General features: G+C 66.6%; 16 protein-coding genes. 11 read left to right on the forward strand and 5 right to left on the reverse strand.

Features of this window, described 5'->3' with window-relative positions:
• Positions 1-54: 54 nt before the first annotated feature.
• From XI02_RS12920 to hemC, 9 genes are all read left to right on the forward strand, one after another.
• Positions 55-480: a GFA family protein gene (locus XI02_RS12920; protein ID WP_026192428.1), complete on the forward strand. Its 426-nt coding sequence runs from the start codon at positions 55-57 to the stop codon at positions 478-480.
• A gap of 286 nt (positions 481-766) precedes the next feature.
• A complete protein-coding gene (locus tag XI02_RS12925) occupies positions 767-1,519 on the forward strand; it encodes a hypothetical protein (RefSeq protein ID WP_172648419.1) in 753 nt (250 codons plus the stop codon).
• A 124-nt stretch (positions 1,520-1,643) separates the two neighbouring features.
• Positions 1,644-3,236, forward strand: a complete 1,593-nt coding sequence (locus XI02_RS12930) for an NAD(P)/FAD-dependent oxidoreductase (RefSeq protein ID WP_016846403.1) — start codon at positions 1,644-1,646, stop codon at positions 3,234-3,236.
• Positions 3,237-3,238: 2 nt separating this feature from the next.
• A complete protein-coding gene (locus XI02_RS12935; protein WP_172649223.1) occupies positions 3,239-3,643 on the forward strand; it encodes a cytochrome c in 405 nt (134 codons plus the stop codon).
• 23 nt (positions 3,644-3,666) lie between these two features.
• Positions 3,667-4,155 carry a RidA family protein gene (locus tag XI02_RS12940; RefSeq protein ID WP_197971322.1) on the forward strand — a complete coding sequence of 163 codons (489 nt, stop codon included), beginning with the start codon at positions 3,667-3,669 and terminating at the stop codon, positions 4,153-4,155.
• Between the two features lie 130 nt (positions 4,156-4,285).
• Positions 4,286-5,704: a M20/M25/M40 family metallo-hydrolase gene (locus tag XI02_RS12945; RefSeq protein ID WP_245164046.1), complete on the forward strand. Its 1,419-nt coding sequence runs from the start codon at positions 4,286-4,288 to the stop codon at positions 5,702-5,704.
• The gene (locus XI02_RS12950; RefSeq protein ID WP_172648416.1) at positions 5,704-6,522 is read left to right on the forward strand and encodes an aspartate dehydrogenase; all 819 of its coding nucleotides are present in this window, start codon (positions 5,704-5,706) and stop codon (positions 6,520-6,522) included. Before XI02_RS12945 ends, XI02_RS12950 begins: the two co-directional genes overlap by 1 nt.
• A complete protein-coding gene (gene pncA / locus XI02_RS12955; protein ID WP_172648415.1) occupies positions 6,522-7,142 on the forward strand; it encodes a bifunctional nicotinamidase/pyrazinamidase in 621 nt (206 codons plus the stop codon). The genes XI02_RS12950 and pncA overlap by 1 nt, the downstream gene beginning before the upstream one ends.
• A 65-nt stretch (positions 7,143-7,207) precedes the next feature.
• The gene (gene hemC, locus XI02_RS12960) at positions 7,208-8,218 is read left to right on the forward strand and encodes a hydroxymethylbilane synthase (protein WP_194483405.1); all 1,011 of its coding nucleotides are present in this window, start codon (positions 7,208-7,210) and stop codon (positions 8,216-8,218) included.
• Between the two features lie 22 nt (positions 8,219-8,240).
• Here hemC and XI02_RS12965 read toward each other — a convergent pair whose 3' ends face one another.
• Together XI02_RS12965 and XI02_RS12970 are read right to left on the reverse strand one after the other, a co-directional pair.
• Positions 8,241-9,029: a crotonase/enoyl-CoA hydratase family protein gene (locus tag XI02_RS12965; RefSeq protein WP_172648413.1), complete on the reverse strand. Its 789-nt coding sequence runs from the start codon at positions 9,027-9,029 to the stop codon at positions 8,241-8,243.
• 26 nt (positions 9,030-9,055) lie between these two features.
• The gene (locus XI02_RS12970) at positions 9,056-10,186 is read right to left on the reverse strand and encodes an aromatic ring-hydroxylating dioxygenase subunit alpha (RefSeq protein ID WP_244980735.1); all 1,131 of its coding nucleotides are present in this window, start codon (positions 10,184-10,186) and stop codon (positions 9,056-9,058) included.
• 170 nt (positions 10,187-10,356) lie between these two features.
• Here XI02_RS12970 and XI02_RS12975 point away from each other — a divergent pair, with 170 nt between their 5' ends.
• On the forward strand, positions 10,357-11,307 hold the full coding sequence (locus XI02_RS12975) for a LysR substrate-binding domain-containing protein (RefSeq protein ID WP_244980734.1): 951 nt from the start codon (positions 10,357-10,359) through the stop codon (positions 11,305-11,307).
• Here XI02_RS12975 and XI02_RS12980 read toward each other — a convergent pair.
• From XI02_RS12980 to XI02_RS12990, 3 genes are read right to left on the reverse strand one after another with little or no spacing between them, the layout of a single operon-like run.
• Entirely contained in the window at positions 11,304-11,996 is a 693-nt protein-coding gene (locus XI02_RS12980) for a DUF1045 domain-containing protein (RefSeq protein WP_172648411.1), read from the reverse strand. The two genes, XI02_RS12975 and XI02_RS12980, sit on opposite strands and share 4 nt — an antisense overlap.
• Before the next feature lie 9 nt (positions 11,997-12,005).
• Complete coding sequence (locus XI02_RS12985) at positions 12,006-13,178, reverse strand: alpha-D-ribose 1-methylphosphonate 5-triphosphate diphosphatase (protein WP_244980733.1); 1,173 nt, start codon at positions 13,176-13,178, stop codon at positions 12,006-12,008.
• Positions 13,175-13,840 carry a chloramphenicol acetyltransferase gene (locus tag XI02_RS12990; protein ID WP_172648410.1) on the reverse strand — a complete coding sequence of 222 codons (666 nt, stop codon included), beginning with the start codon at positions 13,838-13,840 and terminating at the stop codon, positions 13,175-13,177. Before XI02_RS12990 ends, XI02_RS12985 begins: the two co-directional genes overlap by 4 nt.
• A 206-nt stretch (positions 13,841-14,046) precedes the next feature.
• On the opposite strand from XI02_RS12990, the gene phnC reads away from it, so the two are divergent.
• Positions 14,047-14,862 carry a phosphonate ABC transporter ATP-binding protein gene (gene phnC, locus XI02_RS12995; protein WP_172648409.1) on the forward strand — a complete coding sequence of 272 codons (816 nt, stop codon included), beginning with the start codon at positions 14,047-14,049 and terminating at the stop codon, positions 14,860-14,862.
• Positions 14,863-14,886 lie beyond the last annotated feature (24 nt).

A 14,886-nucleotide genomic window follows, 5' to 3' on the forward strand; every position in this document is an offset into this window, starting at 1 on the left:
ACTGCGTGCGGCGCGTTGACCTCGCTGGGCGATCTGGACAGGAGACGCAGCAACATGACGGGCGACACGGGTGTTCGGGCTGGCCAGTGCCATTGCGGCGCAGTGCGTTTCGAGGTGACGCTCAGCGACGACTTCAATTCAATCCGCCGCTGCACCTGCTCTTACTGCCGGATGCGGGGCGCCGTCGTTGCCATGGCTGAAATGGGCGGGATCAAGGTCCTGCATGGCGAGGATACGTTGACAAGCTACCGCTTCCATACCGGATCGGTGCAGCACTTCTTCTGTTCGCGCTGCGGAATCTACACCCATCATCAACGGCGATCGAACCAGAACCTGTATGCCGTCAACGTGGCTTGCCTCGACGGCGTAAGCCCGTTCGATTTCCCCGAGGTGCCTGTGATGGACGGCGTCAATCATACGAACGACACCGGCAAGCCGACGCGCCGGGCAGGCACACTCCGCTTCATCCCGGCCGACTGACGATCGCTGTCGGCCGACGACCGCCCGGCTAGTCGCGGGACGACCGTGAGAGGTGAGAGGGAGGTGAACCCTTCCGCCGGTGATCGTGCAACAAGTTCAGTGTCGTCCCTGCGAAAGCAGGGACCCATAACCACCGATGGCCATTGTTGAGCAGTGCTGCAACCGCAAGTCCCCTCCACAACAACCGCCGCGGAGTATGGGTCCCTGCTTTCGCAGGGACGACAGCTGTGGTGAAATCAAGCAGGACGTCATCGCGACGGCCACATCACCGTGTTCACGAGGCACCATGACCAACACCATCGAGGCTTCCGACGGCGGCTACCGCTTCATGCCCGGCGTCAGTCAGTATTCCTGCGGCATCGGTGCGCTGCCCGGCTTTGCCATCGAGCGCGTCAGCTTCTCTGAACCGGTGCCCTTGCGCGCCGGTTTTACAAGGATTGCCGACATCATCAAAGCGGTGGGGCGTCCGCTGACGGCGTTCGGCGCCTGCGAGCTGCGTTCCCCGGCGCCGTTCACCGAGGACGGCTTCAGGGCCTTCAACGAAATCTACATCAAGACGCTGGTGGCCTGGGGCGTGATGCGGGACGGCGTCAATCCGGTGGCGCGCAGCAATGTCTGTCCGAAGCTCGATCCACCCGGCGAGCCGAGCTTCCACGCCTTCTGCTACACGGTGCCGGCCGCCAAGGACGCACCAACCAGCTTTGTCGTCGCCGGCAGCGGCGAGTCGGTCGAGGGCAAGGCCAATTATCGGGATCACACCGTCGCCCTCGGCGACACCAGCCCGGCCGGCCTCCTGGCGAAGGCGAAATTCGTGGCTGACGAGATGGAACGCCGGATGAGCGCGTTCGGCGGCCGTTGGCAGGACACCACCGCGGTGCAGCTCTACACGGTGCACGACGCCTATCCGGTGCTGGAAAGCGAGCTCGGCCGCCGCGGCGTGCTTCGCAACGGCTTGACCTGGCATTTCGACCGGCCGCCGGTGGTTGGGCTCGACTTCGAAATGGATTGCCGGCGCGTGCATCGCGAACGCGTGGTGTGATGTGTCGGTCGCGTGATGCATCAAAAGCGCGTGTGGGTGCATGTGGAAGCGTGCGCCCTTTCTTGACACGGATCGCGTCAACCGTTTCCCTTCGCCATCGACGTCAGCGGCTGGGTGAGCGCGGGTGCAGAACGAATCTGTAATCAGGCGGCGAGATCTGCTGGCGCTGATCGGCACCATTGCCGGCAGTTCGGCGATGTATCACGCGATGACGAGCCTCGGCTTCGCGTCGGAATCCGCCTACAAGGGGCCGCTGAAGCTCGCAGGCGACGTGAAGGGCGCCTCGGTGCTGATTCTCGGCGCAGGGCTTGCCGGAATGACCGCAGCGCTGGAGCTGCGCAAGGCCGGCTACAAGGTCCAGATCCTCGAATTCAACAGCCGCGCGGGCGGCCGCAACTGGTCGATCCGCGGCGGCGACAGTTTTGTCGAGCTCGGCGGCTTCAGGCAGACCAGCCAGTTCGAGCAGGGGCTCTATCTCAATCCCGGCCCGTGGCGGATTCCCTATCATCACCGTGCGCTGCTCGATTACTGCCGCCGGCTCAATGTGACGCTGGAACCCTTCATCCAGCTCAACCACAACGCCTATCTGCACGCGACGCGTGCATTCGGCGGCAAGCCGCAGCGCTTTCGCAGCATCAAGGCGGATTTCCAGGGCGGGGTTTCGGAGCTGCTCGCAAAGATCACCCAGCAGGGCCGGCTCGACGAGACCGTCGGCAAGGAAGATCAGGAGATCCTGCTGCAGTCGCTGCGCGACTGGGGCGCGCTGGATCGCGACTACAAGTACAACGCCAACCTCGTGTCGGCCGAGTTCCGCGGTTATGCGCGCGATCCCGGCGGCGGCTTGATGGGCGATCCGCTGCCCAGCGACCCGATCCCGCTGCAGGAGCTGCTGCGGTCGCGGATGTGGCGCTATCTGCAGACCTTCGCGCGCTACGATTTCCAGACCACCATGTTCCAGCCGGTCGGCGGCATGGACATGATCGGCAAGGCGTTCGCGCGCGAGGTCGGCGATCTCATCCGCTATGGCGCCAAGGTGACGCAGATCCAGCAGAACGGCTCCGGCGTCACCGTCAGCTATGTCGACACCGCCAGTCCATCCACGGTGCAGCAGGCGACCGCCGACTGGTGCATCTGCACCATCCCGTTGCCGATCCTGAGCCAGTTGCCGGTCGATGTCAGCGCGCCGATGAAGAGTGCGATCGACTCCGTGCCCTATGCCGCCTCGGTGAAGATCGGCCTGCAGTTCAAGCGGCGGTTCTGGGAGGAGGATGACGCGATCTATGGCGGCATCAGCTACACCGACCTGCCGATCCGGCAGATCGCCTATCCGAACTATGGCTTCAACCGCGGCGGCCGCGGCATCCTGCTCGGCGCCTACATGTATGGCGGTGCCAATTCCTTCGAGTTCACCGCGATGACGCCGGCCGAGCGGGTCGCCAGCGCGGTCGAGTTCGGCGCCGCAATCCATCCGCAGTACAGAAGCGAATTCGAGAACGGCGTCGCGGTGGCCTGGCATCGCGTGCCGTTCACGCTCGGCTGCGCCGGCGAATGGACCGAAGCAGCCCGCGCGCAGCATTACCGCAATCTCTGCCAGATTGACGGCCGTATCGTGCTGGCAGGCGAGCACGCCTCGCAACTGCCGGCCTGGCAGGAGGGCGCGATCCTGTCCGCGCTCGACGTCATCTCCCGGCTGCACGAACGCGTGGTGAAGACGTGATGATGCGGACCGCAACATCCGTCGCCGCTGCACTGGCGCTGCTGTCGGCGACGGCAGCCCTTGGGCAGGACAGCGGCGCGGGCAAGCGCACCTTCTCTTCGGGGTATCGCTTCGTCGAGATGACCGGCGAGGAGCTGTTCGCCAATGTGTGCCAAGGCTGCCACATGCCGGATGCGACGGGCGCGACCGGGGCGGGCACGTACCCGTCGCTGGCCGGCAACAAGAATCTCGAGGCCGGCAGCTATCCGGTCTTCCTGGTCATCAATGGCCGCCGCGGCATGCCGGCGTTCGGCGACATGATGACCGATGGTCAGATCGCCGCCGTTGTGAATTATCTGCGGACGCACTTCAGCAATAACTATGAGGACGCGGTGACGACCAAGGATGTCCAGGACGCCCGCCGCTGACAAAAACACTCGGGGAGAGTTTGATGAAATTCATCGGTATCGCACTGGGCGCCGCGTTGTCGGCGATGGCGACCGCTGCCTCGGCTGACGTGGTCAGGCATCCGATTCCCAACTCGACATTCCCGATCGCGCAGGCCGTGACCGTCACCGGCAACACGACGACCGTCTATGTCAGCGGCCAGGTGCCCCCGGCGATCAACAAGGACGCCGATCCGTCGAGCCCGCAGGCCTATGGCGATACCAAGACGCAGACCGTCGGCGTGCTCAACCGCATCAAGACCATTCTGGAAGGCCAGGGCCTTGGCATGGGCGACGTCGTCAAGATGCAGGTATTCCTGGTGCACAACGCGTCCGCGCCGATGGACTTCAAGGCCTTCATGGAGGGCTACACCCAGTTCTTCGGCGGCAGCCAGCCGAACCTGCCGGCGCGCTCGGTAGTCGGCGTCGCCGCCCTCGCCAATCCCGGATTCCTGGTCGAGATTGAGGTGATCGCGGCCAAGGATTCGAAATAAGGACTGCAAATAGCGTGCGCGAAACTGCGGAGCATGCGCGCGGAAATTGAAGGGCTCGCCGTCTTGCCAAAGCGCGTGTCGCCTGTCTGAATTCGTCTCCAATCAGGTGGCTGAATTCCGGGAGAGCATGATGTCGCACAAGGCTAGAGACACGGTTCGATCGCTGCGGTTCGCGGCGGCGCTCGGTCCGGTGCTGCTGGCAGCCGGCGCCGCGGCGCAGGGGCTGACCGAGCAGCAGCAGTTCGCCCGCGGCATCTACCAGGAGCTGGTCGAGATCAACACGACCACCGCGACCGGCGATACCCAGAAGGCGGCGGAGGCGATGGGCGCGCGGCTCCGCGCGGCGGGCTTCCCCGAGGCCGACGTGCACGTGTTCTCGCCGGCGCCGCACAAGGGCAATCTGGTGGCGCGGCTGCACGGCTCCGGCGCGCGCAAGCCGATCCTCCTGGTCGCCCATATCGACGTCGTCCCTGCGCTTCGCGAGGACTGGACGGTCGATCCGTTCAAGCTCACCGAGCAGGACGGCTATTTCTACGGCCGCGGCTCCGGCGACGACAAATACATGGCGTCCGCCTTCATCACCAATCTGATCCGCTACAGGAAGGAGGGCTACAAGCCCGACCGCGACATCATCGTGGCGCTCGAGACCGACGAGGAGATCCTCGATGCCAACGGTCTCGGCATGCAGTGGCTGATCAAGAACCACCGCGACCTGATCGACGCCGAGTTCGCGCTCAATGAAGGCGGCGGCGTCGGTCTCAAGAGCGGCAAGGCGATCCGCAACAGCGTGCAGACCAACGAGAAGGTCTCGATCGGCTACCAGCTCACGGTGAAGGATCGCGGCGGCCACTCGTCGCTGCCGCGCAAGGACAATGCGATCTATCACCTCGCCGGAGGCCTGGTGCGGCTCTCCAATTACAGCTTCCCGATGAACCTCAACGAGACCACCCGGATCTATTTCACCAAGACCGCCGAGGTCGACACGTCGCATGCCGACGACATCAAAGCGATCCTGGCGCCGCGGCCCGACCCGGCGGCGCTGGCGCGATTGTCGGAGAATCCGGGCTACAATGCGCAGCTCCGCACCACCTGCGTCGCGACCATGCTGGAGGGCGGCCACGCCATCAACGCGCTGCCGCAGCTGGCGACCGCCAAGGTGAACTGCCGGATCCTGCCCGGCGAGCCGGTCGAGGGCGTGCAGGCGACGATCGAGCGCGTGCTCGCCGACAAGGAGATCGCGGTGGCTCCGACCGGCAAGGCCGTGCTGAGCCCGCCGTCGCCCCTCAACGAGGAGATCATGGGTTCGATCGAGAGGCTGTCGAAGGAGTTCTGGCCGGATGCGTCGATCGTTCCGGTCATGAGCACCGGCGCGACCGACGGCAGCTATCTGCGTAACGCGGGGATTCCGACCTATGGTCATTCCGGGCTGGCCGCCGATGTCGACGACAACCGTATCCATGGCAAGGACGAGCGCGTGCTCGTCAAGTCGTTCTACGAGGGCGAGGAGTATCTCTATCGCCTGGTCAAGATGCTCGCCGGCGGGAAATGATGGCTGACAGCAAGGCAAAGACACGGGTTGCGGTCGCCGGCCTCGGCGCGATCGGCACCGACGTCGCCAAGGCGCTCGATCGGGGCATCGAGGGCCTGACGCTGGTCGCGGTGTCGGCGAACAGCCCGGACAAGCACCGCGGCTGGGTGGCGGAGCTCAAGTCGGCGCCGAAGCTGGTGCCAATCGAGCAGCTGGCGGAGGTCGCCGACATCGTGGTCGAGTGCGCGCCGAGCAAGCTGGTCCGTTCGATCGTGGCGCCGGTGGTCGAGCGCGGCAAGACCGCGGTCGTGCTCAGCGTCGGCGCGCTGCTGCAGAACGAGGACCTCGTCGATCTCGCGAGAGCCCATGGCGGCCAGATCATCGTGCCGACCGGCGCGCTGATCGGGCTCGATGCGGTGACCGCGGCGGCCGTCGGGACCATTCATTCGGCCAAGCTCGTGACGCGCAAGCCGGTCGCGGGCCTGGTCGGTGCGCCGCATCTGGCCGAGAACAACATCCGGATCGAAGGCATCACCGAGCCGCTGCGCATCTTCGAGGGCAGTGCGCGCGACGCCGCCAAGGGCTTTCCGGCCAACCTCAACGTCGCGGTGGCGCTGTCGCTGGCCGGCATCGGCCCCGACCGCACAAGGGTCGAGATCTGGGCGGATCCGACCGTGACCCGCAACACCCACCGGATCGAGGTCGATTCCGATTCCGCCCGGTTCTCGATGATGATCGAGAACATCCCCTCGGAGAACCCGAAGACCGGCCGCATCACCGCGCTGTCGGTGATCGCCTGCCTGCGCAAGCTGCGCGCGTCATTGCGGATCGGCACCTGATGAGGATTGCGCCCGACGATCTGTTGCTGGTCATCGACGTGCAGAACGATTTCTGCCCCGGCGGTGCGCTGGCGGTCGCGGACGGCGATGCCGTCGTGCCGGTCGTCAACCGGCTCGCCGCGCGGTTCGACCATGTCGTGCTGACCCAGGACTGGCACCCGGCCGGCCACAGCTCGTTTGCGACCTCGCATCCGGGCGCGGCGCCGTTCTCCGAGATCGCCATGCCGTATGGGCCGCAGACGCTGTGGCCGGATCATTGCATCCAGGGCAGCGCGGGCGCGGCGTTTCATCCCGACCTTGCGATCGACCGGGCCGAGCTCGTGATCCGCAAGGGCTTCCGCGTCGCGATCGATTCCTACTCGGCATTCTTCGAGAACGACCGCAAGACGCCGACCGGGCTCGCCGGCTATCTGCGCGAGCGCGGCCTCAGGCGCGTCGTGATGGCCGGGCTGGCGACGGATTTCTGCGTGCAGTATTCGGCGCTCGATGCGCGGCGGCTCGGTTTCGAGACCATTGTCGTGCTGGCGGGCTGCCGCGCCATCGATCTCGGCGGTTCGCTTGCCGTCGCCACCGCGGCGATGCGCGCGGCCGGGGTGCAGCTTGTCGAGGAGCTCGTCTGAGCGTGGCCAAAGAGGGGCAAAAACCGTTGTTTTGACTGGCCTTTTGTTCTAATCCCCAGCCGTTGATGATCACGCGCAGCGGAGCTTTCGTGTCGGGACAGGTTTTGCGGATTGGGACGCGCAAGAGCGCGATGGCGCTCGCGCAGACGGATGAGGTCGCGCGGCTGCTGCGCGCTTCGGCGCCGGACCTTGCCGTCGACATCGTCAAGTTCGAGACCCGCGGCGACCAGGACCAGACCAGCAAGCTGTTGCGCCATGGCGGCAAGGGCGGCGCCTTCGTCGCCGAGATCCGCGAAGCCATGCGTGCCGGCACCTTGCAGGCGGCGATGCATTCGCTGAAGGACGTGCCGGGCAATGAGGAGACGCCGGGTCTCGTCCTCGCGGCGATGCTGGCGCGCGATGCCGCCAATGACAGCCTCGTGCTGCGTCCCGGCCTGTCGCTCGACACCCTCCGCGCCGCGCGCGGCAAGGGCTTCATGATCGGCACCAACGCCGTGCGCCGCGCCGCCTATCTGCGCCGGCTGTTTCCGGAAGCGACCGTGATCCATTATCGCGGCGCCGCCGACACGCGAGTTGCAAAACTCGATCGGGGCGACAAGCAGCGGCTGCCCGGCGGCGGCGAGGTCGGGCCGGCGGATGCGCTGGTGATGGCGCGCTCGGGCCTGGAGCGCATCGGCATGACCGCGCGCATCGCGCATGATTTCTCGGTCGGCGAGATGCTGCCGGCGGTCGGCCAGGGCATTGTCGCGGTGGAATGCGTCGAGACCGACTGGGCGACGCGCGCGCGGCTTGCCGGGATCGACAACGTGCAGTCGCGGCTCGCCGCCGAGGCCGAGCGCGAGGTGCTGTGGGTGCTCAACGGCCATTGCAATTCGCCGATCGCCGGCCACGCCACGCTCGCGGGCAGCGAGATGACGCTGCGCGCCTCCGTGCTCGACGAGGCCGGCGCCGGCTTCATCGAGGTGACGCGGCGCGGGCCCGCGGACCGGCCGCGCGAACTCGGCCGCGCCGTCGGCATGGAACTGCTGGAGAAGGGCGCCGCCGAGATCATCGACCGAACCCGGGTGGACGAGTAGCACCGCCGCTGCAATCGGTTTCTCAGGCGATGTCGGCGAAATCGCCGTGCCGGCCTTTGCCCGCCGCGAAGCGGCGTGCGCCGGCCTCGGTCTCGCCGCTCGCAACCGTCGCAAGCCCGAGGCGAAACTCGTTCAGCGTAGCCTGCTCCCAGCCGAGCCCCCACTGCTCGATCGCGGAGAGCCGATCGCTGCGCAACGCCGCCTGCGGCAGGCGGCACAGATCATGGGCGAGGCTGCGCGCTTCGGCCAGCGCCGTGCCGGGGACGACCACGCGGTTGGCGAGCCCGATCCGTCCGGCCTCTTCGCCGGAGACGCCGCGTCCGGTGAGAATCATGTCCATCGCGCGGCTGTGCCCGATCAGCCGCGGCAGGCGCACGGTGCCGAGATCCATCAACGGTACGCCGAAGCGCCGGCAATAAATGCCGAAGGTGGCGTCACGCGCGACGACCCTAAGATCGCACCAGATCGCAAGCTCGAGGCCGCCCGCCACGGCGGGGCCCTCGACGGCGGCGATCACCGGCTTCGACAGCTTCATCCGCGTCGGGCCCATCGGGCCATCGCCGTTCTCGACGCGGTGGCCGCGATGGCCGGCCGCAGTGCGCTTGAGGTCGAAGCCGGCGCAGAACGCGCCGCCCGCGCCGGTCAGGATCGCGACCGACAGCGACGGATCGCGATCGAAGGCGCGGAACGCCTGCGCCAGCCCCTGCGCGGTCTCCGGATTGACCGCATTGCGCGCCTCGTCATAGCGATCGATGGTCACGATCGCGACGGCCTGCTCGGTTCGGTATTTGACGGTCGGGTGGTCCAGCATGCTCGGTCCTCAGCAGTGCGGTCGGATCAACGTGCGCCAGTACGGCTCTCGATGATCGCGGCCAGGTTCTGGTGAAAATGCCTGATCGCGCCTTCGAACAGGCCGAAGGTGAATTGGGCATTTGCCCGGGTTGCGAGCCCGCGCTGCGCCGCGCAGGCCATCTCACGGTCCTCGCCCGCGCCCGCGGTGACGAAATCGCGTCCTTGGGCGACCGCGGTGCGGCCATCTTCCGCGGCGATCTGGTTCGACAGCGTGTAGGTGACGAGCCGGGTGCGGTCCACCGCCAGCGGCTCGAGCACGGCCATTAGCCGATTGGTCGGGAAGGTCGAGAGCATCACGTTCGGAAACAAATGATAGACATGCGTCAGCATGCCGGCCGTCCTGCGCTCGCCCGGCGGTACGTTGCGCAGCTTCTCGATGCGCCGATAGGGGAAGCTGATCCGGCTGTTGCGGCCGAACGGCTCGATCACATTAAGATTGTCGTACTGCAGCGGATAGAACGTGTCCTGATGCGTCGATCGGATATGATAGCCTTCGAGGAACCCTTCAGCGACGATCTTCCAGTTGGCCTCGACCTCCTGCGCGGTGGTCGCGTACAGCTTCCAGTCGTCACCGAACAGCGTCGGCATGCCGCCGGCCTCTGATGTCGCGGCGGGATCGTCCTGCGAGACGAACACCAGGCCGTTGCGCTCGATGCAGGTGACCGGCACGAGCCCATGCGTGTCTTTGTCGAGGCCGGGAAAGCCGTAATCGTCGGGGATGCGGCGCAGCCGGCCGTCGAGACCGTAGGTCCAGCCGTGATAGCGGCAGGTGAGCGCCTTCTTGCAGCCGGCCCCGTCGACGAGTTGCACGCCGCGGTGCCGGCACGCATTACGGAAGGCGCGCGCGACGCCGTCCGCGCCACGGATCGCGACAACAGGCGTCAGCGCCGCGTCCCGCGCGACATAGGCGCCGATCTCGGCGAGCGCGGCCGACGGACAGAACGGCGTCAGCGTGCGGCGGAATACGTGTTCGATCTCGGCCGCGAAGCGATCCTGCGCCAGATAATGCGCGACGGGTTCGTGCCAGATGCCGTCGCTGAGATCGGTCGATTTGGCATCGATATGCCTGAGGATGCGGTCGACGATGGATGCTTCGTCCGCGAGCTGTGCCGTCATCGCCGTCCTCCCGCTCTGCTGGCCGGGCTTGCCGCCGGTCCGTTTCGAGGGGCAGATTCGCCCATTGCCCTGCAGGCGACAAGCGAAACGAGCCGGGTTCGGATGAATGAAATTCATGCGAACAATTTTTCCGCGCGACATCGACGGGGCCCGGCCGCTAGGATCGGCTGATGAGCAGGAACAACCCAAGGCCGGGGCGCCGGTCGCTGTCGCAAGGGAGGGAAGACCTCGCTGCTGCAAGCCTCCGGCCGGCGCATCTGCTGGCATTGCAGGCGTTCGATGTCGCAGTCAGGCTCGGCAGCTTCAAGGAGGCCGCGGGCGTGCTGAATGTCAGCGCCTCGGCGATCAGCCATCGCATTCGCAATCTCGAAATCCATCTTGGCGCCGCGCTGTTTCACCGCGCCCATCGCGCGGTCCGGCCGACCCATGCCGGCGAGAAGCTGGCGGCTGCGACCGGTCGCGCGTTTGCACTGCTGGCGCAGGCGGAATCGGCGGTCGAGGCGGCCGGCCAGCGCCGGCTACGGCTCAAGGTGCTGCCGCAGTTCGCGTCGGCTTGGCTAATCCCGCGGCTATCCTCGTTCCTCACCCGGCATTCCGAGCTCGATCTTGCGATCGAGACCTCGAACCGCAATGTCGATTTCGACGCCGAGACATTCGATGTCGGCATCAGCTTCGGGCCCGACAAGCCCGAAGGCGTCGTCGCGCATCGCTTGATGGAGGTGAGGACCGTTCCGGTCGGCGCGCCGGCGCTGGCCCGGCGGTTGAAGCTGCGCACCGCTGCCGATCTCGGCCGTGGCGTCCTGATCCATGTGACGACATTCCCCGCGGCCTGGCCGCTCTGGTTCAAGCATGCCGGCGAGCCCGTGCCGCCCGCAACGCGCGCGATCTCGGTCGACAGCTTTGTGGCCGCACTGCAGGCCGCCGAACGAGGCGCGGGCGTTGCGCTCGCGCTCGAACCCTTTATCGGGGAAAGCGAGCGGCGCGGCGCGATTCGCCGGCTCCTGCCGGTCGGCCACGTCACCGGCAGCTATTGGCTGGTTCATCCGCCGGGCGCGCAGCGCAGTCGCGCGCTGCAGACATTCAAGAAGTGGCTGCTGGCCGAGCTCGCGAAGCCAAATTAGCTCGCCCGCAGTTGCCAGCTGCCGATGATGCGGAAGCGGGATGCGCTGTCGGCCTGCTTGAGCAGCGCGATGCGGTCGATGGCCAGCGTCGCAAGCTCGATCGCCGCGAACCGCTCGCGCAGCTGGGCCACGATCGGGCCGCGCCGTTCGTCGCTCAGCCGTCCGGTCAGCGTCATGTGGAAGCGGAATTCCTCCATGGCGTAGGGATAGCCCCAACGGTCGAGATAGTCGCGTTGCCGCGCGGTGAGCTTCTCGGGCTTGCGCCGCGCGCGATCCGCGGCCGTCAGCGGGGCACGGAACGCGTCGAATTCCGCGACGCAATCGGCGGCAAGCTGTTGCAGCTCGTCCGAGCGGCCGGCCGGAATCACCGCGATGAAGCCGCTGATCGCATCGACCACCGGTTCGATCACCGGAATGCGCCGCGCGCGGCCGGCGAAGGCGGCACAGGCATCGAGAAGCTCGGCCTCGCTCCGACCGGCGGCGAGCGCGGTGGGCGCCTTCAGCGTGGCGTGGAATCCATACTTGCGCGGATCTTCGGTGACCTCGCGCCAGTCGGGCGTGACGCCATCGGGAAACGGCAGGTCGTCGCCCGACACGGCATCGTAGCCGAGCAGCGTCGAACCGAAGCGGTGCAGGGCGCTGTCGGGTGACGGCGCATAATAGATCGCGTAGCGCGGAGTGCTGGCCATGGGACCGGACTATGCCGCCGCAACCGTCTTGCGCGGTGCGAGCGAATGAACGAGGCAGCTCGCGTCCGCCAGGTGCACCAGCCGTCCGGCCGCTATCACGGCGACGATGCGCGGCCGCAGCGGCACCTTGTCGTCGACGACGATGATGTCGGCACGGCGGCCCGCGGCGAGCTCGCCGCGGTCGGCGAGCCCTGCCGCGCGCGCCGGTGCCGACGAGATCAGGTCCCAGGCCCTGGCGAGCGGCAGGATGCCATCGGCGACGAGGCGGAACGCCGCGAGCAGCTGCGCCGGATAGTAGTAGTCCGACGCCAGCACCGAGCAGAGGCCCTGTGCGATCATGTCGGATGCCTTGGTCCAGCCGGTGTGACTGCCGCCACGCACCACATTGGGCGCGCCGAACACGATGAAGTCGCCCGCATCAGCGGCGTCGCGCGCGGTCTCCTCGTTGACAGGGAATTCGGCGATCACGGCGCCGAGCGCACGAAACTCCTGGCGCATCGCCGGGCTGTTGTCGTCATGCGACAGCATGCGGATGTCGGCCGCGCGCGCAGCCGCTGCCAGTCGCGCGATCGAGGCGGGCACTTCGGGGCGGCGCGCCACGACCCGGTCGAGCATGTCGTTGACGGCCTCGACGGAGAGCCCGGTGCGCTCGGCCAGTTGGTTGCGCTTCTTCGGCTTGACGTTGCTGTGGTCGTTGAAGGCGAACAGGTCGATGCGGCCTTCGGCGAGCCATTGAATGATCTCGGCCTCGGCCTCGAGATTGTGGGTCTCGTGACGCAGGTGGAAGCGCGTGTCGGCGGCGAGCTGCGGCCGTAGCGCCTCGATCGCATCGAGCAGTTTCCGCGCATTCTCCGCGCTGCGCAGGCCGGGCTCCCACGACCAGGTCGTGCCATGGAACACGGTGGTGATGCCGTTGGCGATCGCCTGCCGGTCGCTGTCGATCAACGCCACGTCAGTCGGGAAGTCGACACTGGGGCGCGGCATCATCTGCCGCTCGAACGCATCGCCATGCAGGTCGATGATGCCGGGCAGCACCAGCAGGCCACTGGCATCGATGTGAAGCGCGGCGCGACCCTGCTCGGCGTCGAGCGCGCCGATGTCGCGGCCCGCGGTCCGCAGCGAGGTCTCGACCAGGACGCCGTCAACCAGCGTGCGCCCGCCCTCGATGAAAATGTCCGTCACGATGCGGCGCTCCGTTGTTTGGCTTGCGATTGGGATACGGCCTCGGCCTCATGCTTGTCGAGGAATTCCTCGACCGCGAGCTTGCGAAAGTCGGGCAGGACACGCCGAAGTGTTTCGTGATCCCAGTCCCACCATGCGAGCGCGGCAAGGCGGTCGGCGATCGTCTCGGAGAAGCGCCGCTTGACCGGCCGCGCCGGATTACCGGCAACGATGGTGTATGCGGGAACGTCCTTGGTCACGATCGCGCCGGCGGCGACGACAGCGCCGGTTCCGATGTTCCGTCCCGGTAACAGGATCGCACCATGCCCGATCCAGACGTCATGGCCGATATGCACGTGATGCGCACGTCGCCAGTTGAAGAAGTCGGCGTCGTCGCTCTCTCCGGGGAAATACGCGCTGGCGCGGTAGGTGAAATGCGCCTGACTAGCGCGATGCATCGGGTGGTTGCCGGGGTTGATGCGGGCCATCGCCGCGATCGAGCAGAACTTGCCGATCGAGGTGTAGGTGATCTGGCTGTCGTTCACGACGTAGGAATAGTCGCCCATGCTGACTTCAAGCAGGATCGTGCGCGCGCCGACCTCGGTATATTTGCCGAGCTTGCTCTCACGGACCGACGCAGTCGGGTCGACGGTCGGCACAACCGAGAGTGTCTTTCCGGCCATCAGAGCCTCCGCAAATGTTCAAGAATCTTGGGCTTCCGGGGATGCGTGCTCGTCATCGGGACGCTTGATGACAACATCATGACGTTGCGATGACGGCAAGGAAGCAACAAGAGAGCGGGTGTGGACGATCGCCGCACCGCAACGTTACGTCACATAACTGTAAAACGCCGGGGATAGCGATGGCCCAAACGCGGTTGGAGCATTGCATGCTGGTGGTGGAAGGTCTGACGTGCCGGTTCGGCACAATAGCCGCAGTCGACAACGCATCATTTTCGATCGCGCCGGGCAGCTTCGTCGGCGTGATCGGTCGTTCCGGCGCCGGCAAGTCGACCCTGCTGCGGATGATCAACCGTCTCGCCGATCCGACCTCGGGCCGTATCCTGTTCGAAGGCACCGACGTCACCGCCCTGCGCGGCAGGGCGCTGCGGCGATGGCGGGCGCGCTCGGCGATGATCTTTCAGCAGTTCAATCTGGTCGGCCGCCTTGACGTGCTGACCAATGTGCTGATGGGCCGGCTGGCCCAGATTCCGTCCTGGCGCTCGCTGGCGCAGGCCTGGCCGGAGCAGGACAGGGCGCTGGCGATGTCCGCGCTCGATCAGTTCGATATCGCCCCGCTCGCGGCGCAGCGCGCCGACCAGCTCTCCGGTGGCCAGCAGCAGCGCGTTGCGATCGCCCGCGCGCTGGTGCAGGAGCCCGACATCATTCTTGCCGACGAGCCGATCGCCTCGCTCGATCCGCGCAACACCAAGATCGTGATGGATGCACTGCTGCGCATCAACAAGCATTTCGGCATCACGGTGCTCTGCAACCTGCACTCGCTCGACCTGGCACGGACCTATTGCGATCGCCTGGTCGGCATGGCGGCGGGGCGGGTGGTATTCGACGGCGCCCCGGCGGCGCTGACCGACCATATCGCCCGCGAGCTTTACGATCTCGAGGCCAATGACGTCATCGGCGCAGCACCGCTGCCTGCGCCCGACGGCGCAACGGCTCCGGCGCTCGGCACCGCAGCCGCGGCCTGAGCGTCGCGCATTTTTCAATCTGCG

This window comes from Bradyrhizobium sp. CCBAU 21365 (genome assembly GCF_015291305.1).
GTDB lineage: Bacteria > Pseudomonadota > Alphaproteobacteria > Rhizobiales > Xanthobacteraceae > Bradyrhizobium > Bradyrhizobium elkanii.